Origin of the sequence: Arenimonas soli (assembly GCF_014643775.1) — a bacterium.
GTDB classification, from domain to species: Bacteria; Pseudomonadota; Gammaproteobacteria; order Xanthomonadales; family Xanthomonadaceae; genus Arenimonas; species Arenimonas soli.
In genome coordinates this window covers 18133-44338 of record NZ_BMKC01000003.1, presented here as the reverse complement: position 1 = coordinate 44338, position 26206 = coordinate 18133, and the positions used below count along the sequence as shown (strand labels likewise).

The window sequence follows — 26206 nt, the reverse complement described above, 5'->3', positions numbered from 1 at the left end:
ATGTCGAGGCGAATTCTTACCTGTCTGCTGGCCGGCGCGCTGGCCACTAACGTGGCGGCGCAAGTGCGCCCGCCGGATCTTGGCCCGCAGCGGCCGGCCATCCTGGAAGCCTTCCGCCTGGCCGACCAGGGGCAGCTGAGCCTAACCGACCTGGCGCGCGTGCAGGACCACCCCCTGCTGCCCTGGGTCGAAGTGACCCAGATGCGCCGCAAGCTGGCGTCGGCGCCGGCGCACGAGGTGCGCGCCGTCTTGTCCCGCCATGACGGCCTGGCCGCCGGCGACTGGCTGCGCTCGGCCTGGCTACACCACCTGGCGGCGAACCGGCGCTGGTCGGACTTCATCGCCGACTACCAGCCGTCGGAATCGGTCGACCTGCGCTGCGCCCACCTGGCCGCGCGCCTGGCCACCGGCGGCACCGACGCGCAGTGGATCGCCGACGGCCGCGCACTGTGGCTAACCCCGGAATCCCTGCCTTCAACCTGCGACGCGCCGCTGGCGTCGCTGCAGGGCCTGGGCCACATCGACCGCAACGCCCGCTGGCAGCGCATCGAGCTGGCCTTGCTGGCCGGCCAGACCGGACTGGCCCGCTTCCTGGCGCGCGACCTGCCGGCCGCCGAAGAAGCCCGCGTCAAGGACTACGCCGACTTCGTCGACAAGCCGCACGACCGCGCCAGCGCCTGGCCCAAGGACGCGCGCAGCCGCGCGGTGGCCGCCGAAGGCCTGGCCCGGCTGGCGCGAAAGTCGCCCGACGAGGCGGAAACCCGCCTGGCGGCGCTGGACAAGGCCCTGGGCCTGGACGAAGCCGCGCGCGGCAAGGTGCTCTACCAGGTGGCGCTGTGGACAGTGGCGTCCTACCTGCCCGGTTCCCGCGAACGCCTGGCCGCCGTGCCCGCCAGCGCCTACGACGAACGCCTGCATGAATGGCGCGTGCGCGAGGCGCTGAACCGCCGCGACGACGCCGGCGCGCTCGATGCGCTGTCGCGCATGCCCGCGACGCAGCGCAACGACCCGCGCTGGCAGTATTTCGAAGCCCGCGTGCTCGAACGACTGGGCCGCAAGGACGCCGCGCGCGGCTTGTTCGCCAGGGCCGCCACCACCGCCACCTTCCACGGTTTCCTGGCCGCCGACCGCCTGGGCCAGGCCTATGCCCTGTGCCCGCTGGAACCGTCCAACGATGCCGCGCTGCGTGCGCGCGTCGCCAACCATCCCGGCCTGGCGCGCGCGCTGGAACTGCACACCATCGACCGTCGCCTGCCGGCGATCCGCGAGTGGGCCGCACTGCTTGACGAGCTCAGCGACGAAGAGCGCAAGGTCGCGATCGAATTCGCCCGCGACGCACACTGGTACGACCGCGCCGTGTTCACCATCGGCGACAAGCCCGACGACCTGCGCTACTACTCGCTGCGTTTCCCGCTGCACCACGAAAACGTGCTGCGCCGCGAAGCCCGCCGCCACAACGTCGACCCGGCCTGGGTCGCCGCCCAGACCCGCGCCGAAAGCGCCTTCATGCCGCGCGCGCGTTCGCACGCCAACGCCATGGGCCTGATGCAGCTGCTGCCGTCCACGGCCGAACGCACCGCCCGCAAGCTGGGGCTCGCCTGGACCGGCGCGGCCAGCCTGTACAACCCGGAAACCAACATGGTGCTGGGCATCGCCCACCTGCGCCACGAACTCGACGACCACGGGGGCATCGCCTACCAGGCCATCGCCGCCTACAATGCGGGCCCGGCGCCGGTGAAACGGTGGAACCGGGACCGCCCCGGCTTCGACCCGGACCTCTGGATCGAAACGGTCACCTACAAGGAAACCCGCGAGTACGTCGCCCGCGTGCTTGCCTTCAGCGTCATCTACGACTGGCGCCTGGACGGCACCGCGGTGCCGGTTTCCGAACGCATGCTCGGCCGCACCGTGGCCACGTCCGCCCGCCGCCCCTTTGCCTGCCCCCTTCCGACAGGTCCAGACTCCACGCCATGACCCCGCTCAAGCTCGTCGTGCTCGGTGGCACCGGTTTCATCGGCCGCCACCTGGTCGCCCGCCTCGCCGCCGACGGCCACGCCGTCACCCTGCTCAGCCGCAACCTGGGCCCGCATTACGATCGCCTGCTGCCGCCGGGCGTGGCGCTGCGCGAGGTCGATGTGTACGACCCGGACGTGCTGCGCAGTGCCTTCGCCGGCGCCGACGCGGTGATCAACCTGGTCGGCATCCTCAATGAAAAGGGCGACAACGGCCGCGGCTTCCGCCGTGCGCACGTGGAGCTGACCAAGCTGGTGATCGCCGCGATGCAGCTGGCCGGCGTGCGCCGCCTGCTGCAGATGAGTTCGCTCAACGCCGGCCGCGGCCGCAGCCACTACCTCAAGTCGCGCGGCGAAGCCGAAGCGGCGGTGAAGGCCTCGGGCCTGGACTGGACCATCTTCGAACCGTCCGTGGTGTTCGGCCCCGGCGACGGCCTGTTCTGCCGCTTCGCCGCCCTGCTGCGCATCGCGCCGGTGATGCCGCTGGCGCGCGCGAAGGCGAAATTCGCGCCGGTGTACGTGGGCGACGTGGTCGAAGCGATGCGCCGCTGCCTGCACCTGCGCGGCAGCCGCGGCGAGGTCTACGAACTCTACGGGCCCGACGTGTTCACCCTGGCCGACATCGTGCGTTTGACCGCGCGCCAGATGGGCCTGCGCCGCTGGGTGCTGCCACTGCCCGATGCGCTGGGCCGGCTGCAGGCCCTGGTGTTCGACTTCGTGCCGGGCAAGCCGTTTTCGTCCGACAACTTCCGCTCGCTGATGACCGATTCGGTCGGCGGCATCGACGGCCTGCACCGCCTGGGCATCCCGGCCACGCGCGTGGCCGACAAGCTGCCGGTCATCCTGGGCCACGTGGACGAACGCCAGGCCCGCTACCAGCGCTTCCGCGCGGCGCGCTGAGCCGATGCAACGCTACCTGGTCGGCGGCGCCGTTCGCGACCGGCTGCTCGGCCAGCCGGGGGGCGACCGCGACTGGGTGGTGGTGGGCAGCACGCCCGAGGACATGATCCGCGCCGGCTACCTGCCGGTGGGCAAGGACTTCCCGGTCTTCCTGCACCCGGAAACGAAGGAGGAACACGCGCTGGCGCGCACCGAGCGCAAGACCGCGCCCGGTTACCACGGCTTCGTCTTCCACGCCGCGCCCGACGTCACCCTGGACCAGGACCTGGCCCGGCGCGACTTCACCATCAACGCCATCGCGCAGGCCGAGGACGGCAGGCTGACCGACCCGTTCGGCGGCGCGGCCGACGTCGAGGCGCGCGTGCTGCGGCACGTCTCGCCGGCGTTCGCCGAGGACCCCGTGCGCATCCTGCGTGCAGCGCGCTTCCTGGCGCGCTTCGCGCCGCTGGGTTTCACGGTGGCGCCGGAAACGCTGGCGCTGATGCGCGACATGGTGGCGGCCGGCGAAGTCGACCACCTGGTGCCGGAACGCGTGTGGCAGGAGCTGAAGAAGGCGCTGGAAATGCCGCGCCCGTCGGCGGCGATCGCGCTGTTGCGCGAGTGCGGCGCCCTGGCGAAGCTGCTGCCGGAAGTGGATGCGCTCTACGGCGTGCCGCAGCGCCCGGAATACCACCCGGAAGTGGACACCGGCGTGCACGTGCAGATGGTGATGGACATGGCGGCGCGCCTGGCGCCGGGCGACGCACTGGTCGGGTTTTGCGCGCTGACCCACGACCTGGGCAAGGCGCTGACGCCCACGGACAAGCTGCCCCGCCACATCGGCCACGAACATTCCGGCGTGCGCCCGCTGCGCGCGGTGTGCGCGCGCTACAAGCTGCCTTCCGAATACGCCGCGGTCGCCGAGATCTGCTGCCGCGAACACCTCAACGTGCACCGGCTGGCCGAGCTGCGCCCGGACACCGTGCACGAACTGCTCTCGCGCTGCGACGCCTTCCGAAAACCCGAACGCGTGCGCCAGCTGGCGCTGGTGTGCGAAGCCGATTCCCGCGGCCGGCTGGGCCGCGAAGACGCCGACTACCCCTCGGCGCGGCTGCTGGTGACGCTGCACGCCGCCGCCGCGTCGGTGTCGGCCGGGCACGCGGTGGCCAAGGGGCTGTCCGGCCCGGCGGTGGGCGAATGGCTGCGCAAGGCGCGCATCGAGGCCATCAAGGCGGCCAGGGCGTCGACGCCTCCGTAGGCAGGCCCCGGGCCGTCCCTACGTGTTCCTTGCGCGGAACAGTTTCCGATCCACGCGCTCGAGCAGGCACTGCAGCGGCGTGAACGTCAGCGACAGCCCCACCGCCACGCCCAGCGTATTGGCCAGGGCGTCGCGCACGTCGCCCAGGCGCACCCGGGTGAGGTTGGCCTGGGCCACCTCCATGGCGATGCCCAGCGCCACCAGGCCCAGGGCCGCCAGCAGGTGCGCGCGCCGCGTGCGGAACGTCCACACCGCCCAGGCCGACAGCACGAAGTAGGCCAGGAAGTGCCCCAGCTTGTCCGAGTGCGCCGGCCCCGGCAGGGCCACCGGCGGCATCAGCGACAGCGCGATGCACAGCCCCCAGCCCAGCATCCACAGACCCAGCCAAAGCCCGGGGAAACGAAAGGCGCGCAGCATCACAGCCGGCGGCTCAGGTCGCCGCGTGCGAATCGCGGCCGGATATCCACGCCTCGCTGGAAGGCCATGGCCTGGAAACGTTCGCCCATTTCACCGGGCAGCGTCAGGCGTTTGACCTCGTTGGTGCGGGCCAGGCGGGCCACCGGGTCGTCGATGGCTTCGATGGCCGCCAGGCATTCGGGCAGGCCGCTGTTGATGAGGAAGCTGGCCTGGGCGCTGTAGCCGGCCAGCTCGAATCCGGCGCCGACGCCGGCTTCGGCCAGCGCCGTGAAGTCCACGAAGGCGGTGATGTCGGTCAGCCCCGGCAGGTCGAAGGGGTCGCCGTGCGCATGGTGCTGCCGATGGCAGACCAGGGTGCCGTCGTCGCGTTCGGGCAGGTAGTACTCGCGGCGCGGGTAGCCGTAATCAACGAACAGCATGGCGCCGTCGCGCAGCAGCCCGCCCACCGCCTGGATCCAGTACGGCAGCTGCGGCAGCAGTTCCGACCGGTAGCCGTCGGCGAAAGGCGTGCCGATGTCGCGTTCGACGTGGCGCACCGCCGCGTGCAAGAGGGCGTCGGCCGGCTGGTCGACGCGGGTCAGTCCGCCGTCGGCGCCCAGGGCTACGTATTCTTCGAACACCTCGCCGTCGCGGATCGCGAAGCGCGGCGTCGGCAGGGCGTCGATGACTTCGTTGGCGAACAGGAAACCGCGCCAGGCCTTTTCCGGCGGGCCATCGAGCCAGTGCACGCGGTCGAACAGGCGTGCGGGCAGCGATTCGCGCAGGCGTTCGAGCTGGCGTTCACGCAGGTCGGCGCTGGGCTCGAGGATGAGATAGCGCGCGGGCAAGGCGTCGAGTTCGTCCAGCCGGCGCAGCGCGGCTTCGGCGAAAGCGCCGCTGCCGCCGCCCAGTTCCAGGAACTCCGCGCGCCCGCCCAGCTGTCCGAACACGTCGGCCGCGCAGGCCGCCACGCACGCGGCGAAGGTCGGGCCCAGCTCCGGTGAGGTGACGAAATCACCGGCGGCGCCGAATTTGCGTGCGCCGGCGCTGTAATACCCCAGCCCCGGCGCGTACAGCGCCAGCTCCATGTAGCGGGAGAAGGGAATCACGCCGCCGGCGGCGGCCAGCTGGTCCTTGACCAGGGCCAGCAGGCGGTCGCTGTGGGCCCGGGCATCGGCGCCGGGCGCCGGCATTCTTGCGCTCATGTTGGAATCTTCATCGGCCAACGCGCAGGATACCGGCAAACCCGCGGAGCTCCTGAATGTCCACCGACCGTCCCGTCGCCCTCATCACCGGTGCCGCCAAGCGCGTCGGCGCCGTGATCGCCCGCCGCCTGCATGCCGCCGGCTTCGACCTGGCCCTGCACCACCGCGGCTCGGCCGACGCCATGGCCACGCTGGTGGCCGGGCTGGAGGCCGCGCGCGCCGGCAGCACCCTGGTGCTGCAGGCCGAGCTGGCCGACCCCGCCGCGCCGGCGGCGCTGGTTCAGGCCGTGCAGGCGCGTTTCGGCCGGCTCGACGCGCTGGTGAACAACGCCAGCAGCTTCCGGCCGACGCCGGTCGGCGAAGCGACGCCGGCGGATTGGGACGACTTGTTCGCCTCGAACGCCCGGGCGCCGTTCTTCCTGGCCCAGGCCGCCGCGCCGCTGCTTCGGCAGGCCGGTGGCGCCATCGTCAACCTGGGCGACATCTACGGCGAACGCCCCCTGCCCGCGCACACCATCTACTGCATGGCCAAGGCGGCGCTGCTGATGATGACCCGGTCGCTGGCGCGCGAACTGGGCCCCGAGGTGCGCGTGAACGCGGTGGCGCCGGGTGCGGTGATGTGGCCCGAGGAAGGCAAGGCCGAACATGAGAAGCAGGCGATGCTGGCGAACACCGCGCTCGGGCGCGCCGGCGAACCGGACGACGTGGCCGAAGCCGTGCGCTGGCTGGTCCAGGACGCCCGCTACACGACGGGCGAGGTCATCCGCGTCGACGGCGGCCGGTCCGTGAACATGTAGGAGCGCCCGAGGGCGCTCCTGCCGCAGGGCGGTTATTTCGGGCGGAACGCGGCCTGCAGTTCGCCGCCGGAGAAACCTTCCGGCGCCTGGCCGTCGACGGCGTAGCGATAGACCGCGGCGGAATAGACGCCAGACAGCGCGGCCTGGAACACCGCCACGCCGGCCACCGCGATGACGCCGACGACCACGGCCACGGTGGCGAACTTGGGGCCGCCCAGCATGGCCGCGCCGACCACCATCGCGATCGCCAGCACCACCACCGCGGTGGTGATCAGGCCGAAGGCGAAGTTGATGCCGACGTTGCCGACCACGTTTTCACCCCAGGTGCGCTTGAGCAGGGTGACGCTTTCCTTCACCGCGTCGATCGGCCCGACGTCGCGGGTCACCAGGATCGGCACCACCAGGAAGGTGGCGAAGGTCCAGGCCATGCCGACCAGGTTGAGGATGATCCGGCCCACGAAGCCGGCGCGTTCACCCAGGACCTTGAGCACGATGCCGACGGTGGCGGCGATGGCGGCGTAACCCAGGATGACGCCGATCTTCGAGCGCGCGATGCGCAGGCCGTCGGCCACGGTCGGGTCGCCGCCCTCGAGGCGGATCATCGCCGCGCCCACCAGGGCGGTGTTGAAGAAGAAGATGACGAAGTACTGGGAGACATAGAAAAGGAAGCCGACCACGAAGCCGACCGGCCCGATCTCTCCGCCTTCGAACAGGCGCAGGCCCAGCACCGGCACCAGGAAGGTCAGCGCCACCAGCAGCGTGGCGATGCCCGAGATGACCGGGAACAGCAGCAGTTCCTTGTCGGTGCGCAGTACGCCGGCGCTGGCCTTGACCAGGTGCCAGCTGCGGGAAATCTTGTCGAACATGGCGTCTTCCTCCCCGAATGACGCCCCTGATTATGCGGCCTTGCTGCAGCGCCGCAAGGCCGGAAGTCACCCCTGCCCGGCGCCGTGTCCCGCATATAATCGGCGCGCCCCCGCCCAATGGACCTGTCGATGCCCTTGCGCGCCGCAGCTTTCATGATGATCGCCAGCCTCGGTTTGCTGCTGGCGGCCTGCCGCCCCAGCGAGCCGGTGCCGGCCGCGCTTCCCGCCTCCGGCGTGCAGGACCCGCAGGCAAGCGCCGTGCCCGCCCCGGCGCCGGCGCGCCACGTCGCCGCGCACTGGTTCGGGCGACAGTGGCCGAAGAACTTCCTTTCCGGCTTCCGGCGTGAGCACGTGGCGGAGGATTTCGCCCGGCTGCGCGCCGACGGCTTCGACACGGTGGTGCTGCTGGTGGCCTGGGGTGATTTCCAGCCGGTGTTCGAACCCTGCTGCCGGTACGACGAGCGTGCCTTCGAACGCCTGCGATTCCTGCTTGACCGCGCCGACGAGGCCGGCCTGAAGGTGATGCTGCGACTGGGTTACGGCTGGAGCTTCCACCCCGAAGCCGGCGACATCGGCGAACGCCAGCAGCGGGTGCTGAACCAACCGGAGGTGCGCGCCGCCTTCCACGCTTTCCTGCAGCGCGTGTCCCGCGAAGTGCAGGACCGCGAGTCGGTGGTGCTGGCCTTCATGAGCTGGGAAGACCTGTGGCTGCGGCGCGTGGATGAAAGCGCGCGCGCCGACTGGCTGGCCTACCTGGCCACGCTGCCCGCCAACGAGGCACGCAGCGACGCCCTGCCCGATCCCGTGCAGGATGCCCGCCTGTTCCACGGTTACTGGGACTGGCTGCTGGTCGAGCGATTCATGAAGCCGGCCGCGGACCTTTTCCCGGCGCTGTCGCTGGAAGTGCGCGTGGACAGCGACCCGCGCTTTGAAACCGGTCCCGACGGCCAGCCGGTGGTCGCCGAATGGATTGGCCATCCCGGCATGCTGGCCCTGCCCGCGGGCCAGCCGCTGACAATCTACTGGGCGCCCTACTGGGGCGCGCTAAACCAGGGCGAACGCCTGCCGGCCGAACGCAGCCTGGAATTGCTGGACACGATGCTGGGGCAGTTCGCCCAGGCCGGGCGGCCGATGTTCATCGACCAGTTCAACTTCGTCGACAACACGCCCGGCCACGACAACAACGCCGTCATCCGCCCGGAGGACACGGCCGCCTTCCTGCACGCGGCGGTGTGCACGATGGCCGCGCACCCGGTGATGGGCTACGGGCTGTGGACCACCCGCGACTACGCCGAAAACCCGCTGCACAACCCGGCCTTCGGCTACGGACTGGAAGGCTGGACGCTGCAGCGCGCCCAGGGCGCCGCCGATGCCGCGCTCGAGCCACTGGCCTCGGGCGATTTCCAGCTGGCGTTCGCCGATGGCGATCAACTCCGGCAATGGGTGCCACGCCGCCACGGCCGCCTTCCGCGCACCGGCGACGCCCTGCAGGACCAGGTTTGCGTGCAGGCGGAGGTGCGCACGCCGGGCGTGATCGAAGTGCGCGCCGGTGCGGAACCGGCATCCCTGGCCTTCGATGCCACCGGGCTGCAGCGCCGTTGCGCGCCGATCGCGCCCGCCCCCGGCGAAAGCGAACTTGAGGTTTTGCTGCTCGCCCGCGGCGGCGACTTCGCGCTGCGCGACGTGCTGCTTTTCGACCACGTTCAATACGGCGGCCTGTACGCGCTCGATGGCACGCCGGCCCCGCTGCTCGAACCCGTGCAGCGCATGAACCGCGACTTCGCCGACGGCGCCTCGCGCTGCCGCTAGGGCGAGGCGGCGGCCTACCCCAGGTCCAGCGACTCGGGCGCCGGCGGGGCCTTTCGGTCCGGATGCGCCGACCAAAGTTCGGCCAGCGTGCGGCCGTCGCCCGGCACGCGATGACCGGGCGCAACGTCGCACAGCGGCTTGAGCACGAAGGCGAACTGCAGCTCCGGTCGTGGCAGCCGCAGGTTGCCCGGGCCTTCGAGCACCAGGTCGTCGTAGAAGACGATGTCGATGTCCAGCGGCCGGCTGGAAAAACGCGGCCCGCTGCGGTCGCGGCCAAAACGGTCCTCGAGCGCGTGCAGCCAGTTATTGAGTTCGACCGGCGACAGGTCGGTGGTGATGACCGCCGCGGCGTTGAGGAAATCCGGGCCCTGAAAGCCCACCGCCGGGGTACGGTACACCGGCGAAAACACCACGTCGCCGAACTGTTCGCGCAGGGCGTGGGCGGCGCGGGCCAGGTTGTCGGCCGGCGCCAGGTTGCTGCCCAGGCTCAGCCAGGCGGTGCTCACGCGGTGCGCTGGCGCTCGATGATCACGCCCACCGCGCGCGAGCCGCGCACGGCGCCGGGCTTGGCCAGCTTCAGGCGCACGTGCTGCACGCCGAATTCTTCCAGGATGATCGCGGCGCAGCGTTCGGCCAGGGACTCGACCAGGCCGAAGTCGGACTCGGACACGAACTGGATGAGGCGCTTGCTGACGGCCTTGTAGTCGAGCGTGTCCTTGATGTCGTCGGTGGCGGCCGGACGGGTGTTGTCGAAGGCCATCTCGATGTCGAACACGACCGGCTGGCGGATCTTGCGCTCCCAGTCGTAGATGCCGATGACGCACTCGATCTCGAGCGCTTCGATGAAAACCTTGTCCATGTCAGTTCCTGGTCAAACGGACGGCAAGCTTGCCATGTCCCAGCGTGGCGTCACGGTGACGACGGCGGCTTCGTGCTGGCCGGCCATCAGCCGCAGGGCGCCGGCGAAGGCGATCATGGCGCCGTTGTCGGTGCAGAAGGCCGGGCGCGGGAAGCAGACGCGGGCGTCGCGTTTTTCCGCCAGCGCCTGCAGGCGTTCGCGCAGGCGGGCGTTGGCGCCGACGCCACCGGCCACCACCAGGGTGCGGGCGCCGGTCTGGTCGAGCGCGCGCTGGCACTTGATGGCCAGGGTCTCGACCACGGCGTCCTCGAAACCGCGGGCGATGTCGGCCCGGGTTTCCGGGGTCTGGTCCGATCCCTGCCAGGCCAGCAGCACCTGGGTCTTGAGCCCGGAGAAGCTGAAATCGAGCCCGGGCCGGTCGGTCATCGGCCGGGAGAAGCTGAACAGGCCGGGGCGGCCGGATTCGGCCAGGCGGGCCAGTTCCGGGCCGCCGGGATAAGGCAGGCCCATCATCTTGGCGGTCTTGTCGAAGGCCTCGCCGGCGGCGTCGTCCAGGGTTTCGCCCAGCAGGCGGTATTCGCCCACGGCGGCCACTTCCACCAGCTGGGTGTGGCCACCCGAGACCAGCAGGGCCACGAAGGGCGGCTTCAGGCCCGGGTCCTCGAGCAGGGGCGCCAGCAGGTGGCCTTCCATGTGGTGAACGCCCACGGCCGGCCGGTCCAGGGCCCAGGCCAGGGCCCGGCCGGTGGCGGCGCCGACCATCAGGGCGCCCACCAGGCCGGGGCCGGCGGTATAGGCCACGCCGTCGAGGTCGGCCGGGGCCAGCCCGGCTTCGGCCAGGACCTGGCGGACCAGGGGCAGCAGCTTGCGCACGTGGTCGCGGCTGGCCAGTTCGGGCACCACCCCGCCGTACTGGGCATGCAGGCTGATCTGGCTGAACAGGGCGTGCGCCAGCAGGCCGCGGTCGGTGTCGTAGACCGCCACGCCGGTTTCATCACAGCTGGTTTCGATTCCCAGGACGCGCATGTGCCTGTTTTTTCGGGATTTCGGGAGGGGTGCGGGAGGAAAAGGCGGGGCTGGCTTGCCTGCCGGCGCCGGACCCGCGTATCATACGCGGCTCGCCGGTGTTGCCGTGCGACATCCATAGATCCCAGGAATCGAACATGCCGTCTGTCAAAGTCCGCGAAAACGAGCCGTTTGAGTTTGCGCTGCGTCGCTTCAAGCGCACTTGCGAAAAGGCCGGCGTCCTCGCCGAGACCCGCAAGCGCGAGTACTACGAGAAGCCGACCCAGGAGCGCAAGCGCAAGGCCGCCGCCGCGGTGAAGCGCCAGCTGCGCCGCAGCTCGCGCGACGTCACCAAGCGCCAGCGCCTTTACTGAGCCGCGTTGCTTGCCAGAAAGCCGGCACGCGCGAGCGTGGCCGGCTTTTTGTGTTTCTGGCGCCACCCCGGCGCCGTGTATGCCTGACCTGCGGAGAACCCCGATGAGCCTCAAGACCCAGCTGACCGAAGACATGAAGGCCGCGATGAAGTCCGGCGAGAAGGACCGCCTGGGCGTGGTCCGGCTGATCCTGGCCGCGATCAAGCAAAAGGAAGTGGACGAGCGCGTCGAAATGACCGACCCGCTGGTGCTGGCCGTGCTGGAAAAGATGGTCAAGCAGCGCAAGGACTCGATCAGCCAGTACGAAGCCGCCGGCCGCGAAGACCTGGCCGCGGTCGAACGCTACGAACTGGGCGTGCTCGAGGCCTACCTGCCGGCCAAGATGGCCGAAGCCGAGATCCAGGCCGCCATCGACGCCGCCAAGGCCGAAACCCATGCCGCGGGCCCGGCCGACATCGGCAAGCTGATGGGCGTCCTGAAGCCGCGCCTGGCCGGCAAGGCCGACATGGGCCTGGTTTCCCAGCTGGTCAAGAAGTCCCTGGCCGGCTGATTCAAAAATGGGGTCAGAGAACATATTCGTTTCAAACGAATATGTTCTCTGACCCCATTTTTTAGTGTCATGCTTGGGTGACATGGCTCGTATCCCGGACGCCTTCATCGACGACCTGCTCGCCCGGACGGATATCGTCGAGGTGGTGGGTTCGCGCGTGCCGCTCAAGCGGCAGGGGCGGGAGTATTCGGCGCGGTGCCCGTTCCACGACGAGCGTTCGCCCTCGTTCACGGTGTCGCCGACCAAGCAGTTCTACCACTGCTTCGGCTGCGGGGCGCACGGCACCGCCATCAGCTTCCTGATGAACTACGACCGCCTCGAGTTCCTCGACGCGGTCGAGGAACTGGCCAAGCGCGTGGGCATGGAAGTACCGCGCGACACCCGCCAGCGCAACGAGTCGGGCGAATCGCGCGAGCTCTACCTGGCCGTCGACGCCGCCGCGAAGTTCTTCCAGCAGCAGCTCGAAGGCAGCGCGAAGGCCCGGGCCTATCTCGAGAAACGCGGTGTCGATGCCGAAAACCGGGCGCGCTTCGGCATCGGCTACGCGCCCGACGGCTGGGAAGGCCTGAAGTCCGCCCTGGGCACCGACGAGCGCCGGCTGGCGCTGCTGGAAAAGGTCGGCCTGTTCTCGCGCAACGACGCCGGCCGCGTCTACGACAAGTTCCGCGACCGGGTGATGTTCCCCATCCACGACCGCCGCGGCCGCGTCATCGCCTTCGGCGGCCGCGTGATGGAGAAAGACGACGGCCCCAAGTACCTCAACTCGCCGGAAACCCCGCTCTTCCACAAGGGCCGCGAACTCTACGGCCTGTGGCAGGTGCGCCAGGCGCACGCGAAGATCCCGCGGCTGATCGTCGTCGAGGGTTACATGGACGTGGTGGCGCTGTTCCAGTACGGCGTCAACACCGCCGTCGCCACGCTGGGCACCGCGACCACGCCCGACCACGCCGAGCTGCTGTTCCGCAACGCCGCCGACGTGTACTTCTGCTTCGACGGCGACCGCGCCGGCCGCGGCGCCGCCTGGAAGGCGCTCGAATCGGTGCTGCCGCGCATGCGCGACGGCCGCCAGGCGTTTTTCCTGTTCCTGCCCGACGGCGAAGACCCCGACAGCATCGTGCGCAAGGAAGGCGCGGCCGGCTTCGACGCACGGCTGGCGCAGGCGACGCCGCTGTCGGAGTTCTTCTTCAACGAATTGTCCAAGGACGTGAACCTGGCCGGCATGGAGGGCAAGGCGCGCCTGGCGGAACGGGCCAAGCCGCTGGTCGCCGGCATTCCAGACGGCGCCTTCCTCGACCTGATGAAGCAGCGCCTGACCGAACTGACCGGCGTCGGCCAGCGCGCGCCGGCGGCCGAGCCCACGCGCCCCACCCCGTCCATGCGCGGCGGTCGCGGCGGCGCGCCGGCGCCGCGGCGCAGCCTGGTGCGCACCGCCATCGCCCTGCTGCTGCAGAAGCCAACGCTTTCCGACGTCATCCAGCCGCCCTACCGGTTCGCGGTGCTGCGCCAGCCCGGCATCCCGCTGCTGGTGGAGCTGCTGGAACTGGTGCGCGGCCGCCCCGGCATCACCACCGGTGCCGTGCTGGAACACTTCGCCGGCCGCGAAGAAGAAGCGGCGCTGCAGAAACTCGCCCTGCAGGGATTCCCCGGCGAAGAATCGGCCTGGGGCCATGAACTGGTCGACGCCCTGGTCCAGCTCGACCGCCAGGTCAGCCAGCAGCGCATCGACGAACTGCAGGCGCGCATCCGCGAAGTCGGCATGTCCGGCCTGTCCGACGTGGAAAAGGCTGAACTGCGCGAACTGCACGCCACCCCCCGATAGGAGACCGCATGGCCATCGAAGCCGGCACCCGCGAGCTCGCCCCCAGCCTGGAACGCCTGGTCGAGGAAATGCATGCCTGGCTGGCCTACTTGCCACTGCTGGCGGTGGCGCTGGTCGTGGTGCTGCTGGCCTGGCTGCTGGGCCGCTGGCTGTCGCAGCGCGCGCTGGTGGGCCGCATGGCGCGCCGCAACCCCTTCATGCAGGACCTCGCCCGCACCACCGTGCGCTGGGCCGTGCTGCTGGCCGGCGTGCTGATTGCCCTGGAAATACTCAACGCCACGGCCCTGGTGGGCGCCGTGCTTGGCACCGCCGGCGTGCTGGGCGTGGCCCTGGGCTTCGCCTTCAAGGACATCCTGGAAAATTACCTGGCCGGCCTGCTGATGAGCCTGCGGCAACCGTTCGCGCCGCGCGACCACGTGGTGATCGACGGCAACGAAGGCGTGATCGTCGCGCTGACCTCGCGCGCGACCATCCTGATGACGCTCGACGGCAACCACCTGCGCCTGCCCAACGCGATGGTCTTTCGCGGCGTCACGCTCAACTACACGCGCAACCCCAGCCGGCGCTTCGAGTTCGACATCGGCGTCGGCGTGGACGAAGACCTGGTGCGCGCCCAGTCGCTGGGCGTGGAAACCCTGCGCGACGTCGAGGGACTGCTGTCCGACCCACCGCCGCGCGCGCGGATCATCGGGCTGGGCGACTCCAGCGTGAAGGTGCGCTATTTCGGCTGGGTGGACCAGCGCAGCCATGACTTCGGCACGGTCATGGGCGAAGCCATCCGCCGCGTGAAGCTGGCGCTTGAACGCGCCGGCTTCGACATGCCCGAGCCCACCTACCGCGTGCAGATCAGCAACTCGCCCGCCGCAAGCGCCAGGGCGGCCCCGCCGGCGGCACCTGCGGAGCAAACACCGACGCAGACGCCCGTCGACACCCGCGTCCGGGACGACATCGACCGGCAAATCGACCAGGAACAACGCGAGACATCCGGCGAAAACCTGCTCGACCCCTCGGCGCCGCGCGAATAGCCGTCCCCGTTCCCCGACGGTATGCTGCGGGCCTGACCACACCGGGGAATCCACGCATGCGTTTGATCGTGATGATGCTGACCGCGGCCCTGCTGGCGCCGCCCGTCCTGGCCGAGTCCCCGGTCGAACCCGTCAAGCCGCGCACGCCCGTTGAACGCCTGGACGTCGGCAACCGCATCAGCGAAAACCTGCCGGACGTGCCGGCCGAATTGGTCGAACGCCTCAACCGCTACCAGAACACCCGCGGCGCCAGCTTCTCGGGCTGGCTGCCCGACGGCAGCCTGGTGATCAGCACGCGCTTTGGCGAAACCAGCCAGGTGCACCGCGTACGCGAACCCCTGGGCATGCGCGAACAAATCACCTTCTACAACGAGCCGCTTTCGGCCGTCACCACCACGCCAGGCAGCAACGGCTTCGTGTTCGGCAAGGACGTGGGCGGCTCGGAGTTCTGGCAGCTTTTCTGGTACGACCTGGACGCGCGCGAAGCACGCCTGCTGACCGACGGCGGCCGCAGCCAGAACGCCGGCCCGCTGTTTTCGAAGGATTCCAGGCAGCTGGCCTGGGCCAGCACCGCGCGCAACGGCAGGGACTACGACCTGTGGGTGCGCGACCTGGCCACCGGCGAATCGCGCATCGTGCTGCAGGAAGGCGGCATGTGGCGGCCAACGGACTTCTCGCCGGACGGCAAGCGCCTGCTGGTGATGAAGTACGTCTCGGTCAACGAAGCCTACCCCGGTGAAGTGGACCTGGCGTCGGGCAAGCTGCGCCTGTTCCCGGTGGACGGCGGCAGGGCCGGGTTCAGCGCCTTCCGCTACGGGCCCGATGGCCGCAGCGTCTATTACGTGTCGGACGAGGAGCGCGAGTTCCAGACCCTGCGCCACCACGACCCGCGCGGCGGCGCACCGACGCTGGTCAGCGGCCACATCCCCTGGAACGTGATGGACCTGGACATCGCCGCCGACGGCCGCCACCTGGCCTACGCCACGAACGAAGACGGCATCAGCAAGCTGCACGTGCTCACCCTGCCCGGCCATGAGGAAGTCGCGCTTCCCGAACTGCCGATCGGCGTGATCGGCAATTTCGGCTTTTCCCCCGACGGCAAGCGCCTGGCGCTGACGCTCAACAGCGCGACCTCGCCCAGCGACGTGTACGTGGTGCAGCTTGGCGACAATGCGCTGGTGCGCTGGACCCGAAGCGAAGTCGGCGGCCTGGACGCGTCACGTTTCCGCGCGCCCGAACTGGTGCGCTTCCCCACCTTCGACGAGCTGGATGGCCAGCCGCGCACCATCCCCGCCTTCTACTACCGGCCCGAGGGCGACGGCCCCTTCCCGGTGGTGGTGAGCATCCACGGCGGCCCGGAATCGCAGGCCTTCCCGACCTTCAATCCATCCACGCAGTTCCTGCTCAACGAACTGCAAGTGGCCGTGCTGGTGCCCAACGTGCGCGGCTCGGCCGGCTACGGCAAGACCTACCTGCAGCTCGACAACGGCCTGCTGCGCAAGGACTCTGTGAAGGACATCGGCGCCCTGCTCGACTGGATCGCCACCCGCCCCGAGCTCGACGCAGACCGCGTGGGCGTGATGGGCGGCAGCTACGGCGGCTACATGGTGCTGGCGTCGATGGTGGACTACCCCGAACGCATCCGCGCCGGCATCGACGTGGTCGGCATCTCCGACTTCGGCACCTTCCTCAAGAACACCGAAGACTACCGCCGCGACCTGCGCCGGGCCGAGTACGGCGACGAACGCGTGCCGGAAATGAAGGCCTTCCACGACCGCATCGCGCCGCTGAACAACGCCCATCGCATCACGTCACCGCTGTTCGTTGCCCAGGGTTACAACGACCCCCGGGTGCCCTGGACCGAGGCCGAGCAGATCGTGAAAGCGGTGCGCGGCAACGGCGGCGAGGTCTGGTACCTGATGTTCAAGGACGAAGGCCACGGCTTCCGCAAGAAGGGCAACAGCGATTATTTCGGTGCGGCGGCCATGCTGTTCTGGCAGGAGCACCTGCTGGCCGACTAGCGGGTCGGGGACGGGTGCACTGCACCCGTCCCGCTTCCTTACTGGCCGGCGACCGCCTGCGGCGCCCGGTACTGCGGCTTCGGGTGGCGCAAGGCTTCCATGGCGAAGTTGCTGACCGACGAGCCCGCGAACCACACCGGCACCAGCACCGTGGCTTCCTGGGCGCGGCCGGCGCTGCGGGCCGGCTCGAAGCGCCAGCGCTTCACCGCCGCCAGGGCATTGCGCTCGTACACGTCGGTGAGCTTGCTGTCGTGGACTTCCACGTCCACCGGCGTGCCCGTGCTGTCGAGCCTGACCTTCATGACCATGCCGTAGGCCACCAGGGTTTCCGGGCGCACGCTGGCCAGGAACGGCAGGCGGGCGGGCTTGGCCAGGCGGATGCGCGGCGGCTGGTAGTCGGCGGCGTCGGCGCCCGGGTTGGCGCCTGCGACCAGCACCACCTTGGGTTCGGTGACCTCGAGCAGCCCGGACTCCGTCGTCGGCATGGGCGGCGGCGGCAGCGGTGGGTTCTGGCTGTAGGCGTAGATGCGCTCCGGGTAAGGCGGCGGCGCCAGCGGCGCGCGCTGCGGCTGGACGACGCCGGCCGTCGCCGTCCCGGATGCGGAGACGGTGGAAGCCTGGGGCGCCGGCGTGGTCGTGGTCTTGCCGGGGGCCGCCGTCGGGGCGATGGCCTCTGAAGCCGGCGCCGGCCCGGGCGCGGCGACCGGAGCCACGGAAGCCACCGGGCGTACCGGTGCCGGCGCAACCGCGGGCGCCACGGCGACCGCGGCGAAGGCGACCGCAGGCACGGCCGACGGCGCAGGCGCGGGTACGCTGCCTTCGACGGCGAGTGGCGGCAGGGGCGCCGTCGCGGCCGCCACGGAAACGGCGGGCAGGGAAACGATGGTGGCCGGCTGCTGCTGCCACATCGCCGTCGCGGCGGCGGAGCTGGCTAGAACGGCGAGTCCGGCGCCCAGCATCAGCCGGGTGGTTCCCGGCAGGGGCTTCTTGAGCATGGAGATTCTCCAGGTGAGGGGATGGCTGGACTGCCATGCGCAGCCGACCGGCAGTCCAAGGTCGGCCAGCTGCGTATTGAGAAGCGCGGTCGCGTAGGCGCGACCGGCGCGGGGATGTCGGGCGAGCACGGCGGCGTCGCAGGCCAGTTCCTGGTCAAGCCGCAGCTTGGCGGCGGCCAGGTGCACCAGCGGGTTGAACCAGAACAGGCAGCGCATCGCGCAGGCCAGGGCGTTCATGGGCAGGTCGCCGCGGCGCAGGTGCACGCGTTCGTGGGCCAGCACCAGCTCGCGCTGCTGCGGGTCGTAGCGCTGCTCGAAATCGGCCGGCACGACGATGCGCGGGCGCAGCAGGCCGATCACCACCGGGCCGATGTCGTCGGCACTGGCCTGCCACAGGCCGGTGTCGCGCTTTTGCAGCGCCCCCAGTCGGCGGCGGAAGCGGCGCTGCTGCACCAGCAGCCAGCCGGCCAGGGCCAAGGCCCCGGCGGCCCAGGCCAGCAGGCCGGCGGTGAGCGCGCCGAACTGCGGGTCCCGGGACACCGGGGGGATCGACGCAGGGGAATGCGAAGCCACGCTGGCGACGGGCAGGCCCGCGGACAGGCTGGCCGACGGCAATGGCGGGCGCAGCGTCGGCGCAGCCGTCGCCATGACCTGTGGGCCCGAGGTCGGTTCGTGGGCCACGGGCACGTCGACCACGATCGTCGGCCCCGGCAGGCTGGTGGCCAGCAGCGCGGCCGGCAGCAAAAGGTAAAGCCACAACACCGCGCCGGCGCCCAGCCAGCGGCGCCACAGCGGGCGCAGCGCCATCACCAGGCAGGCCGCCACGGCCAGCGCCAGGCCGGAACGAAGGAGCCAGTCGAAGATCTCAGCGGCCATCGTCGAAGTCCTCGATGAGCTTGCGCAGTTCGTCGATGTCGCGGCGGGTCAGCTTGCCCTGTTCGCCGAAGTGCGCGACCAGCGGCGCGACCCGGCCACCGAACAGGCGCTCGAGCACGCCGCTGGACTGTTCGGCCAGCCACTGTTGGTGGGTAAGGACGGGGCGGTAGCGGTAGCGCCGGCCTTCGCGTTCGGCCGACAACGCGCCCTTGGTCAGCAGGCGGTTGATGAGGGTGCGCACGGTGGCCTCGGCCCAGCCCTGCGGGCCGGCGACGGCGGCGATCAGGTCCTCGGCGGTGGCCTCGCCGGCCGCCCAGAGGGCCTTCATGACCTCGCTTTCGGCTTCGCTGATGGAGATCCCGGCCATGTCATTCCCTTTACACGCGTAATTGATGGTCAATTTACGCCTGTAAAACACAATGTCAAGCGCCCACGAAAAATGGGGTCAGGCGGGGACGAAGTCGAGGGTCTGGGTGGCGAGGGCGGCGGCGTCGCGCAGGAGCCAGTGGTCGGCCAGCAGGAAGGCGAACAGGGCCATCAGGTACACGATCGAATAGTTGAACACCTGCATCGCGTACCACTCGCTGGGCGGGTCGAGCAGGCGGATGGCGTACCACAGGAACACCGCGCCCAGCACCAGCGCGCCGCCCAGGTAGAACACGCCGCTCATGCCGGCCACGTAGGGCAGCACGGTCACCACCAGCAGCAGCACCGTGTAGAACAGGATCTGCCAGCGCGTGTAGGTGACGCCGTACACGACCGGCAGCATCGGGATAAGCGCCTTGGCGTAGTCGTCGCGGCGGAAGATCGCCAGCGCCCAGAAGTGCGGCGGCGTCCAGACGTAGATGATCAGCACCAGCAGCAGCGCGTGGTCGTAGTGCAGCGGCGCGCCGGCCAGGCCCCAGAACGACACACCCGCCGGCCAGCCCTTCACGGCCGCCCAGCCCAGCGCCGGCGGCGCCGCGCCGGCCAGGCCGCCGATGACGATGTTCTGCGGCGTCGCGCGCTTGAGGTAACCGGTGTAGATGACGGCGTAGCCGATCAGCGACGCGAAGGTGAGCGCCGCGGTGAATACGTTCACCCGCCAGGCCAGGATGAACATCGACACGGCGCCCAGCACCAGCGCGAAACCAAGCACCTGCGCCGGACGCAGCGAGCCGGTGGCCAGCGGCCGGTGCTGGGTGCGCGCCATCAGCACGTCGATGCGCTGGTCGAGCAGGTGGTTGATGGCCGCCGCCGAAGCCGCCGCCAGCCAGATGCCGACCGCGCCCAGCACCAGGCGTTCCCAGGGCCAGGCTTGGCCCGGCTCGATGGCCAGGAACATGCCAATGATCGCGGTGAACACGATCAGCGCCACCACGCGCGGCTTGGTCAGTTCCCAGTAGGCGGCCAGCGGCAGGCTCATTCCGGCGCCCGCAGCCGCGCCAGCAGCCCCACCACGGTGAACAGCAGCATGGCCGCGCCGGCGTTGTGCGCCACCGCCACCCACAGCGGCAGGCCCAGCACGATGTTGCTGATGCCCAGCGCGACCTGCGCGCACAGCAGCACCAGCAGCAGGCCGCCGGAATACCGCAGGCCGGTGGAACGCAGCAGCTTGAACGCGACCACCAGCAGGTGGCCGGCGACCAGGATGGCCATCAGCCGGTGCGCCATCTGGATGGCCACGCGCGCCGGGCCGTCGAGCACGCCGCCCTCGTAGTCCACGCCGATGCCGCGCCACAGGATGAAGCCTTCGCGGTAGTCCTGCTCGGGCCACCACTGGCCCAGGCAGGTCGGGTAGTCGGTGCCGCAGGCGAGCGCGGCGTAGTTGGCGCTGGTCCAGCCGCCCAGGGCGATCTGCACCACCAGCAGCACCAGGCCGATCCACAGCAGGCGCCGCAGCCTGGGCGCCTCGGCGCTGACCAGCGGGCCCCAGGGCGTGGTCTTCCAGGCCAGCCAGGTCAGCAGCGAAAGCGTCAGCAGGCCGCCCATCAGGTGCGCCATGACGATGACCGGCTTCACCAGCCAGATGACCGTCCACATGCCCAGCACCGCCTGGAAGACGATGACCATCAGCAGCAGCGTGGACAGGCGCGCGGCATCGACGTTCGACCAGCGCAGGGCCTGCACCAGCAGGATCAGTTCGCCGGCCAGCCACAGCGCGACGGAAAGTTCGTGGTTGGGCGCCATGCCCACGCCCATGTACACCGGGATCGACAGCCCGACCAGGGCCGACGCCGCCAGCACGCTGCCCACCCCGCCCTTGCGCTTGCGCGCGGCCAGCAGGGCCAGCGCCAGCACCAGCACGCCCAGCAGCGCGGCGATGTGGCGGTGGAACTGTTCGCGCCAGGCCTTGGAGACTTCGACGATACGTTCGTAGCCGGCGTTGGCGGCGGCGATCTCGTGGTCCTGGGTCGGCCAGGTGGCCTTGCCGTAGCACGTGGGCCAGTCCGGGCAGCTCAGGCCGGCGTTGGACAGCCGGACGAAACCACCGAACACGATCACGACCAGGGCCAGCAGCACGGCCGCCCAGGCAAGGCGATGGAAATGACGGGAGGGGGCGATCATCAGGGGCCTACTTCAACACACGTCCGAGGTCCTTGCGCAGGCCGGACGGATTGAAGCCCGGGGCGTAACGCAGGACGAGGTAACCATTGGGGTCGGCCAGGTAGGCCGGCAGCGCGTCGGGGCGCGCGGTGTCGGGCAGCTTCGCCGCCAGGGCCGGGCTGGGTTGCATGGGCACCAGGCCGGCGAATTCGGGGGCGCCGGCGGGCACCTCGCCGAACCACAGCACCTTCAGGCGTTCGGCGTGGCGGCCTTCCGACACCCAGACCCGCTGCAGGGCGGCCAGCATCTGCGCGCAGGGCTCGCCGCAGCCTTCCGGCGCCACGAACACCACGTGCCAGTTGCGCTCGGCCGGCTGCCACTGCCAGTCGCTGCCATCGGCCTGTTTGAGGGCGAGCTCGCGCAGGTCCGGGTAGGGGTCGAGCATTTCGCCGATGTTGCGGGTCTGGCTGGGCTTCCAGCCGCCGAAGAACAGGCTGGCGGCGATGCCGAAGCTGCCCAGGAAAAAGGCCGCGACCAGCAGCAGCTGCAGACGCGAACGGGTCTTGGACGAGGTGGCGTTGTCGGGCGAAGTCATGGGCGTTTCCGGAACCACAGGAGAAGGGTCACCACCAGGGTGGCGAAGGCCAGGCCAAACCACTGGATGGCGTAGCCGCGGTGTTTTTCAGGAGGCAGCGTATTCGCCAGCACCTCAAGGTCGCGTTCATGGCCCAGCGGCAGCGCCGGGTCCAGGCGCAGCACGCGCGGCGCCAGCGCCGGCAGCTGCCAGGCGCGCGCGACCTCGGCCGGTTCCAGGTGCAGGGCCAGCCAGCGCTGGCCGCCGTCGCGTGATTCCAGGCCGCCGCCCAGGCGCAGGCCCACGGCCGGCGGCGGCGCCAGCAGGCCGGACAGGTCGGCGGGACCTGCCGGGCAGGCCTCGCGCGGCAAGGTGCGGTCGCCCGGCAAAGGCAGCCAGCCCAGGTCCACCAGCAGCGCCGTGCCGCTGTGCGGCTGGAAGGCGCAGTACAGGCGCACGCCCACGCGCTGGCCGCGGCGCTGGTTGTCCAGCCACAGCGGCGGCGTGTCGAGGAAGCGGCCACCGCCGGCGGCGCGGTTCACGCCCTGCGTGGTGTCGGCGGCCGACAGCGGCCAGGGCGCTTCGGCGCGCGCGGCCTCCGCGGCGTCGAGCATGGCCTGCTTTTCCAGCCCGCGGCCCCACTGCCAGTTGCCCAGCGCCGAAAATCCCAGCACCAGGCACAGGCCGAAGAGCGCGGGCAGGACGCGGCGTTTCACCACCGGAGTGCCCGGTAGGCGGATAATGCGCGGCAGACATCACCACCGGCCCTTTGCATGAGCAGTGAACTCAAGACCCTGGTCGTCGTCGGATTCTTCATTTTCATCCTGTGGAACCTGGGCGCCGGCTTGTATTACATGATGGTGGACAAGGGGCGCAGCAAGCGCACCGTGAACTCCCTGAGCTGGCGCATCGGCCTGTCGGTCGCCATGATCGTGCTGGTGATCATCGGCATCGCCACCGGCCTGGTCGAACCGCACGGCATCGGCCGCGCCGGCCCTTAAAGCAGCGGGCCGGCGCAAGGCCGGCCCACGTTTTCCGGTTTGTCCGCGTGATCAGATCACGTAGACGAACATGAACAGGCCAAGCCAGACCACGTCCACGAAGTGCCAGTACCAGGCCACGGCTTCGAAACCGAAGTGGTGGTCGGGGCTGAAATGGCCCCGGAGGCAGCGCAGCCAGATGATGGCCAGCATGATCGTACCCAGCATCACGTGCATGCCGTGGAAGCCAGTAAGCATGAAGAAGGTCGAGCCGTAGATGCCCGAGCCCAGCGTCAGGCCCAGCTCGGCATAGGCGTGGTAGTACTCGTAACCCTGCACCACCATGAAGATCGCGCCCAGCGCGATGGTGGCGCCCAGCCAGAACAGCAGCGCACCGCGCTTGTTGGCCTTCAGGGCGTGGTGGGCGATGGTGATGGTGACGCCCGACGAAAGCAGCAGCAGGGTGTTGACCAGCGGCAGGCCCCAGGCCGAGATGGTCTGGAAGGAGCCACCGATTTCCGCCGGACCATTGCTGGGCCAGCCGGCGCTGAAGCCCTGCCACAGGAACTGGTTGGTCAGCGCGCCGTCGCCTTCGCCCGACAGCCACGGCAGCGCGAACTGGCGCGTGTAGTACAGCGCGCCGAAGAAGGCCGCGAAGAACATGATTTCCGAGAAGATGAACCACATCATGCCCATGCGGAACGAGGCATCGACCTGGTCGTTGTAGCGGCCGGACACGGACTCGGCGATGACGTTGCCGAACCAGCCGAACAGCACCGCCAGCGTGGCCACCAGGCCGATGTAGAACACCGGCTCGCCCCAGCCATGGCCGTTGAACCAGTTCGCCACGCCCACCATGGTGGTGAACAGCGTGATCGAACCCACGAAGGGCCAGGGGCTGTGGTGGGGGACGTAGTAGATGTTCGGGTCGTCGTGGGTCTGTGCCATGGGGTTCCCCGGTACTCCTGGTGGGCCTTGGGTCACGGCGCGGTGCGGGCGGTGGCGGGGGCATGGGCGCCCTCGCCGACCCGGGCCGTGGCCGCGTCGTTGCTGAAGAAAGTGTAGGAAAGGGTGAGCGTCTGCACGTTGCCCGGCAGCGCCGGGTCAACGATGAAACGCACCGGCATCAGGCGCTCTTCGCCCGCGGCCAGCAGCTGTTCGGTGAAGCAGAAGCACTCGGTCTTGTTGAAGAAGGTGGACGCCGTGGACGGCGCCACCGACGGCGCGGCATTGCCGACGATCGCATGGTCGGAGATGTTGCGCGCGATGTAGTTCATTTCATACATCTTGCCCGGGTGCACCTGCATGGTGAGCTGGGTGGGCTTGAACTCCCAGGGCAGCTTCGAGTTCACCGTGGCGTCGAACTCGATGGTGACCGTGCGCGATTCATCCACCTGCAGCCCGGCCACCTGCGCTTCGCCGGCGGGGCCCTGTTCGAGCTTGATGCCGAAGACCTTTTCGCAGGCGATGCGGTACAGCGGCACCAGCGAGAACGCGAACACGAACGAGGCCGCCGAGACCAGGGCGATGGTCTTGAAGGTCTTGAGCGAACGGGTGTTCATGGCAGCACCGCCGTCAGCAGGAACGCCACGAAGATACCGGCGGCCACCAGCGCAAGCGCCAGCGCCGTGCGGCGGGCGTTGCGGCGGCGGGTCTCGTCGGTCTTGATCGGGCTGGGATTGTTCATGCCGGGCTGGCGGCGCCCCGGGCGGGGCGCCTGCACTCCTTAGTGGGTGATGTCGCCGTGGGCCAAGTCACCGTCCTTGATGACCGGCGGCAGGGTGAAGGTGTGGTGCGGGGCCGGCGAAGGCACCGTCCACTCCAGGCCCTTGGCGCCTTCCCAGACGCGCGGCTCGGCCTTGACGCCGCCACGGGCCGCCGACCAGATGATGTAGGCGAACAGCAGCTGGCTGATGCCGAAACCGAAGCCGCCGATGGTCGACCACATGTTGAAGTCGGCGAAGGCCATGTTGTAGTCCGGCACGCGGCGCTGCATGCCCGCCAGGCCCAGGAAGTGCTGCGGGAAGAACAGCAGGTTCACGAAGATCGTGGACAGCCAGAAGTGCCACTTGCCCAGCGACTCGTTGTACATGTGGCCGGTCCACTTGGGCAGCCAGTAGTACACGCCGGCCATGATGCCGAACACGGCGCCGGTGACCAGCACGTAGTGGAAGTGCGCCACCACGAAGTAGGTGTCGTGGTACTGGAAGTCGGCCGGGACGATGGCCAGCATCAGGCCCGAGAAACCGCCGATGGTGAACATGATCACGAAGCCCAGGGCGAACAGCATCGGGGTTTCGAAGGTCATCGAGCCGCGCCACATGGTGGTGACCCAGTTGAAGACCTTCACGCCGGTGGGAATGGCGATGAGCATGGTCGCGTACATGAAGTACAGCTCGCCGCCCAGGGGCATGCCCACGGTGAACATGTGGTGGGCCCACACGATGAACGACAGGAAGGCGATGGACGCGGTGGCGTACACCATCGCCTGGTAACCGAACAGCGGCTTGCGGGCGAAGGTCGGGATGATTTCCGACACGATGCCGAAGGCCGGCAGGATCATGATGTAGACCTCGGGGTGCCCGAAGAACCAGAAGATGTGCTGGAACATCACCGGGTCACCGCCGCCGGCGGCATTGAAGAAGCTGGTGTCGAAGAACTTGTCGGTCAGCAGCATCGTGACCGCGCCGGCCAGCACCGGCATCACCGCGATCAGCAGGAAGGCGGTGATGAGCCAGGTCCAGACGAAGATCGGCATCTTCAGCAGGTCGACGCCCGGGGCGCGCATGTTGAGGATGGTGGCGATGACGTTGATCGCGCCCATGATCGAGCTGATGCCCATCAGGTGGATCGCGAAGATGGTGAAGGCCGTGCTGTTGCCGCCCTGCAGGGAAAGCGGCGGGTACAGGGTCCAGCCACCGGCCGGGCCACCGCCACCGATGCCGAAGAAGATCTGGAGGATCAGCGGCATCAGCAGCAGGGTGAAGGCGAAGGGCAGGATCCAGAACGACCAGTTGTTCATGCGCGGCAGCGCCATGTCGGGCGCGCCGATCTGCAGCGGGATCATCCAGTTGGCCAGGCCGACGAAGGCCGGCATGACCGCGCCGAAGATCATCACCAGCGCGTGCATGGTGGTCATCTGGTTGAAGAATTCCGGCTCGACCAGCTGCAGGCCCGGCTGGAAGAGTTCAGCGCGGATCACCAGGGCCATCGAGCCGCCGATGAAGAACATCACCAGCGCAAAGATCAGGTACAGGGTACCGATGTCCTTGTGGTTGGTGGAGTAGAGCCAGCGCTGGACGAAGCCCTGCTTGTGCTCGCCGTGGTGGTCGGCGGCGTGGGCGTCAGTGTGTGCCATGGTCTTGTGCCTCTCTCAGGTT

At 69.6% G+C, this 26206-nt stretch carries 27 protein-coding genes; 11 read left to right on the top strand and 16 right to left on the bottom strand.

Annotation, left to right across the window (positions count from 1 at the left end; translation table 11 throughout):
• Genes IEX13_RS14335 through IEX13_RS10810 form a run of 3 tightly spaced genes read left to right on the top strand, consistent with a single transcriptional unit; the run spans window position 1 to window position 4149 of the window.
• Window positions 1-1974 carry a transglycosylase SLT domain-containing protein gene (locus IEX13_RS14335; protein ID WP_188664075.1) on the top strand — a complete coding sequence of 658 codons (1974 nt, stop codon included), beginning with the start codon at window positions 1-3 and terminating at the stop codon, window positions 1972-1974.
• Window positions 1971-2912 carry a complex I NDUFA9 subunit family protein gene (locus IEX13_RS10815; RefSeq protein ID WP_188664073.1) on the top strand — a complete coding sequence of 314 codons (942 nt, stop codon included), beginning with the start codon at window positions 1971-1973 and terminating at the stop codon, window positions 2910-2912. The genes IEX13_RS14335 and IEX13_RS10815 overlap by 4 nt, the downstream gene beginning before the upstream one ends.
• Before the next feature lie 4 nt (window positions 2913-2916).
• Window positions 2917-4149: a multifunctional CCA addition/repair protein gene (locus IEX13_RS10810; RefSeq protein ID WP_188664071.1), complete on the top strand. Its 1233-nt coding sequence runs from the start codon at window positions 2917-2919 to the stop codon at window positions 4147-4149.
• An 18-nt stretch (window positions 4150-4167) separates the two neighbouring features.
• Here IEX13_RS10810 and IEX13_RS10805 read toward each other — a convergent pair whose 3' ends face one another.
• Complete coding sequence (locus IEX13_RS10805; protein ID WP_188664069.1) at window positions 4168-4566, bottom strand: VanZ family protein; 399 nt, start codon at window positions 4564-4566, stop codon at window positions 4168-4170.
• Window positions 4566-5750 (bottom strand): class I SAM-dependent methyltransferase, encoded by a 1185-nt coding sequence (locus IEX13_RS10800; RefSeq protein WP_188664067.1) that lies wholly within the window; start codon window positions 5748-5750, stop codon window positions 4566-4568. Before IEX13_RS10800 ends, IEX13_RS10805 begins: the two co-directional genes overlap by 1 nt.
• Before the next feature lie 56 nt (window positions 5751-5806).
• On the opposite strand from IEX13_RS10800, the gene IEX13_RS10795 reads away from it, so the two are divergent.
• Window positions 5807-6547 (top strand): pteridine reductase, encoded by a 741-nt coding sequence (locus IEX13_RS10795; protein WP_188664065.1) that lies wholly within the window; start codon window positions 5807-5809, stop codon window positions 6545-6547.
• 32 nt (window positions 6548-6579) lie between these two features.
• Here IEX13_RS10795 and IEX13_RS10790 read toward each other — a convergent pair whose 3' ends face one another.
• On the bottom strand, window positions 6580-7413 hold the full coding sequence (locus IEX13_RS10790) for a DUF6159 family protein (RefSeq protein ID WP_188664063.1): 834 nt from the start codon (window positions 7411-7413) through the stop codon (window positions 6580-6582).
• 129 nt (window positions 7414-7542) lie between these two features.
• Here IEX13_RS10790 and IEX13_RS10785 point away from each other — a divergent pair, with 129 nt between their 5' ends.
• Window positions 7543-9222, top strand: coding sequence for a hypothetical protein (locus tag IEX13_RS10785; protein ID WP_188664061.1), 1680 nt, complete (start codon window positions 7543-7545; stop codon window positions 9220-9222).
• A gap of 14 nt (window positions 9223-9236) precedes the next feature.
• On the opposite strand, the gene folK is transcribed toward IEX13_RS10785, so the two are convergent.
• The 3 genes from folK to tsaD are packed head-to-tail and all read right to left on the bottom strand — an operon-like array spanning window position 9237 to window position 11107.
• Window positions 9237-9728 carry a 2-amino-4-hydroxy-6-hydroxymethyldihydropteridine diphosphokinase gene (gene folK / locus IEX13_RS10780; RefSeq protein WP_188664059.1) on the bottom strand — a complete coding sequence of 164 codons (492 nt, stop codon included), beginning with the start codon at window positions 9726-9728 and terminating at the stop codon, window positions 9237-9239.
• Entirely contained in the window at window positions 9725-10081 is a 357-nt protein-coding gene (folB, locus tag IEX13_RS10775) for a dihydroneopterin aldolase (protein WP_188664057.1), read from the bottom strand. Before folB ends, folK begins: the two co-directional genes overlap by 4 nt.
• Window positions 10082-10093: 12 nt before the next feature.
• Complete coding sequence (gene tsaD, locus IEX13_RS10770) at window positions 10094-11107, bottom strand: tRNA (adenosine(37)-N6)-threonylcarbamoyltransferase complex transferase subunit TsaD (RefSeq protein WP_188664055.1); 1014 nt, start codon at window positions 11105-11107, stop codon at window positions 10094-10096.
• A gap of 137 nt (window positions 11108-11244) precedes the next feature.
• Between tsaD and rpsU the strand changes: the two genes are divergently transcribed.
• The 5 genes from rpsU to IEX13_RS10745 all read left to right on the top strand — a co-directional run bounded on the left by rpsU (window position 11245) and on the right by IEX13_RS10745 (window position 16875).
• On the top strand, window positions 11245-11460 hold the full coding sequence (gene rpsU, locus IEX13_RS10765) for a 30S ribosomal protein S21 (RefSeq protein ID WP_034223607.1): 216 nt from the start codon (window positions 11245-11247) through the stop codon (window positions 11458-11460).
• Window positions 11461-11563: 103 nt separating this feature from the next.
• Window positions 11564-12010: a GatB/YqeY domain-containing protein gene (locus tag IEX13_RS10760; protein ID WP_188664054.1), complete on the top strand. Its 447-nt coding sequence runs from the start codon at window positions 11564-11566 to the stop codon at window positions 12008-12010.
• Between the two features lie 82 nt (window positions 12011-12092).
• Window positions 12093-13829 carry a DNA primase gene (gene dnaG / locus IEX13_RS10755; RefSeq protein WP_188664052.1) on the top strand — a complete coding sequence of 579 codons (1737 nt, stop codon included), beginning with the start codon at window positions 12093-12095 and terminating at the stop codon, window positions 13827-13829.
• An 8-nt stretch (window positions 13830-13837) separates the two neighbouring features.
• Complete coding sequence (locus IEX13_RS10750; protein WP_188664050.1) at window positions 13838-14854, top strand: mechanosensitive ion channel family protein; 1017 nt, start codon at window positions 13838-13840, stop codon at window positions 14852-14854.
• 56 nt (window positions 14855-14910) lie between these two features.
• On the top strand, window positions 14911-16875 hold the full coding sequence (locus IEX13_RS10745; protein ID WP_229668526.1) for a S9 family peptidase: 1965 nt from the start codon (window positions 14911-14913) through the stop codon (window positions 16873-16875).
• Window positions 16876-16913: 38 nt separating this feature from the next.
• Here IEX13_RS10745 and IEX13_RS10740 read toward each other — a convergent pair whose 3' ends face one another.
• The 6 genes from IEX13_RS10740 to IEX13_RS10715 all read right to left on the bottom strand — a co-directional run bounded on the left by IEX13_RS10740 (window position 16914) and on the right by IEX13_RS10715 (window position 22562).
• The gene (locus tag IEX13_RS10740) at window positions 16914-18746 is read right to left on the bottom strand and encodes a TonB family protein (RefSeq protein ID WP_188664048.1); all 1833 of its coding nucleotides are present in this window, start codon (window positions 18744-18746) and stop codon (window positions 16914-16916) included.
• Window positions 18736-19104: a BlaI/MecI/CopY family transcriptional regulator gene (locus IEX13_RS10735; protein WP_188665284.1), complete on the bottom strand. Its 369-nt coding sequence runs from the start codon at window positions 19102-19104 to the stop codon at window positions 18736-18738. Before IEX13_RS10735 ends, IEX13_RS10740 begins: the two co-directional genes overlap by 11 nt.
• A gap of 87 nt (window positions 19105-19191) precedes the next feature.
• Window positions 19192-20151 (bottom strand): heme o synthase, encoded by a 960-nt coding sequence (cyoE, locus tag IEX13_RS10730; RefSeq protein ID WP_188664046.1) that lies wholly within the window; start codon window positions 20149-20151, stop codon window positions 19192-19194.
• The gene (locus IEX13_RS10725) at window positions 20148-21293 is read right to left on the bottom strand and encodes a COX15/CtaA family protein (RefSeq protein WP_188664044.1); all 1146 of its coding nucleotides are present in this window, start codon (window positions 21291-21293) and stop codon (window positions 20148-20150) included. The genes cyoE and IEX13_RS10725 overlap by 4 nt, the downstream gene beginning before the upstream one ends.
• A gap of 7 nt (window positions 21294-21300) precedes the next feature.
• Window positions 21301-21867, bottom strand: coding sequence for a hypothetical protein (locus IEX13_RS10720; protein ID WP_188664042.1), 567 nt, complete (start codon window positions 21865-21867; stop codon window positions 21301-21303).
• Window positions 21864-22562: an SURF1 family protein gene (locus IEX13_RS10715; RefSeq protein WP_308423906.1), complete on the bottom strand. Its 699-nt coding sequence runs from the start codon at window positions 22560-22562 to the stop codon at window positions 21864-21866. Before IEX13_RS10715 ends, IEX13_RS10720 begins: the two co-directional genes overlap by 4 nt.
• Window positions 22563-22619: 57 nt before the next feature.
• Here IEX13_RS10715 and IEX13_RS10710 point away from each other — a divergent pair, with 57 nt between their 5' ends.
• Window positions 22620-22847, top strand: coding sequence for a twin transmembrane helix small protein (locus tag IEX13_RS10710; protein WP_188664038.1), 228 nt, complete (start codon window positions 22620-22622; stop codon window positions 22845-22847).
• Between the two features lie 51 nt (window positions 22848-22898).
• Here the strand turns inward: IEX13_RS10710 and IEX13_RS10705 are convergent, their stop codons facing one another.
• From IEX13_RS10705 to ctaD, 4 genes are read right to left on the bottom strand one after another with little or no spacing between them, the layout of a single operon-like run.
• Window positions 22899-23774, bottom strand: coding sequence for a cytochrome c oxidase subunit 3 (locus IEX13_RS10705; RefSeq protein ID WP_188664036.1), 876 nt, complete (start codon window positions 23772-23774; stop codon window positions 22899-22901).
• A 32-nt stretch (window positions 23775-23806) separates the two neighbouring features.
• On the bottom strand, window positions 23807-24388 hold the full coding sequence (locus tag IEX13_RS10700; protein ID WP_188664034.1) for a cytochrome c oxidase assembly protein: 582 nt from the start codon (window positions 24386-24388) through the stop codon (window positions 23807-23809).
• Complete coding sequence (locus IEX13_RS14330) at window positions 24385-24513, bottom strand: hypothetical protein (protein WP_268235895.1); 129 nt, start codon at window positions 24511-24513, stop codon at window positions 24385-24387. The genes IEX13_RS10700 and IEX13_RS14330 overlap by 4 nt, the downstream gene beginning before the upstream one ends.
• Before the next feature lie 39 nt (window positions 24514-24552).
• Complete coding sequence (gene ctaD / locus IEX13_RS10695) at window positions 24553-26184, bottom strand: cytochrome c oxidase subunit I (RefSeq protein WP_188664032.1); 1632 nt, start codon at window positions 26182-26184, stop codon at window positions 24553-24555.
• Window positions 26185-26206 lie beyond the last annotated feature (22 nt).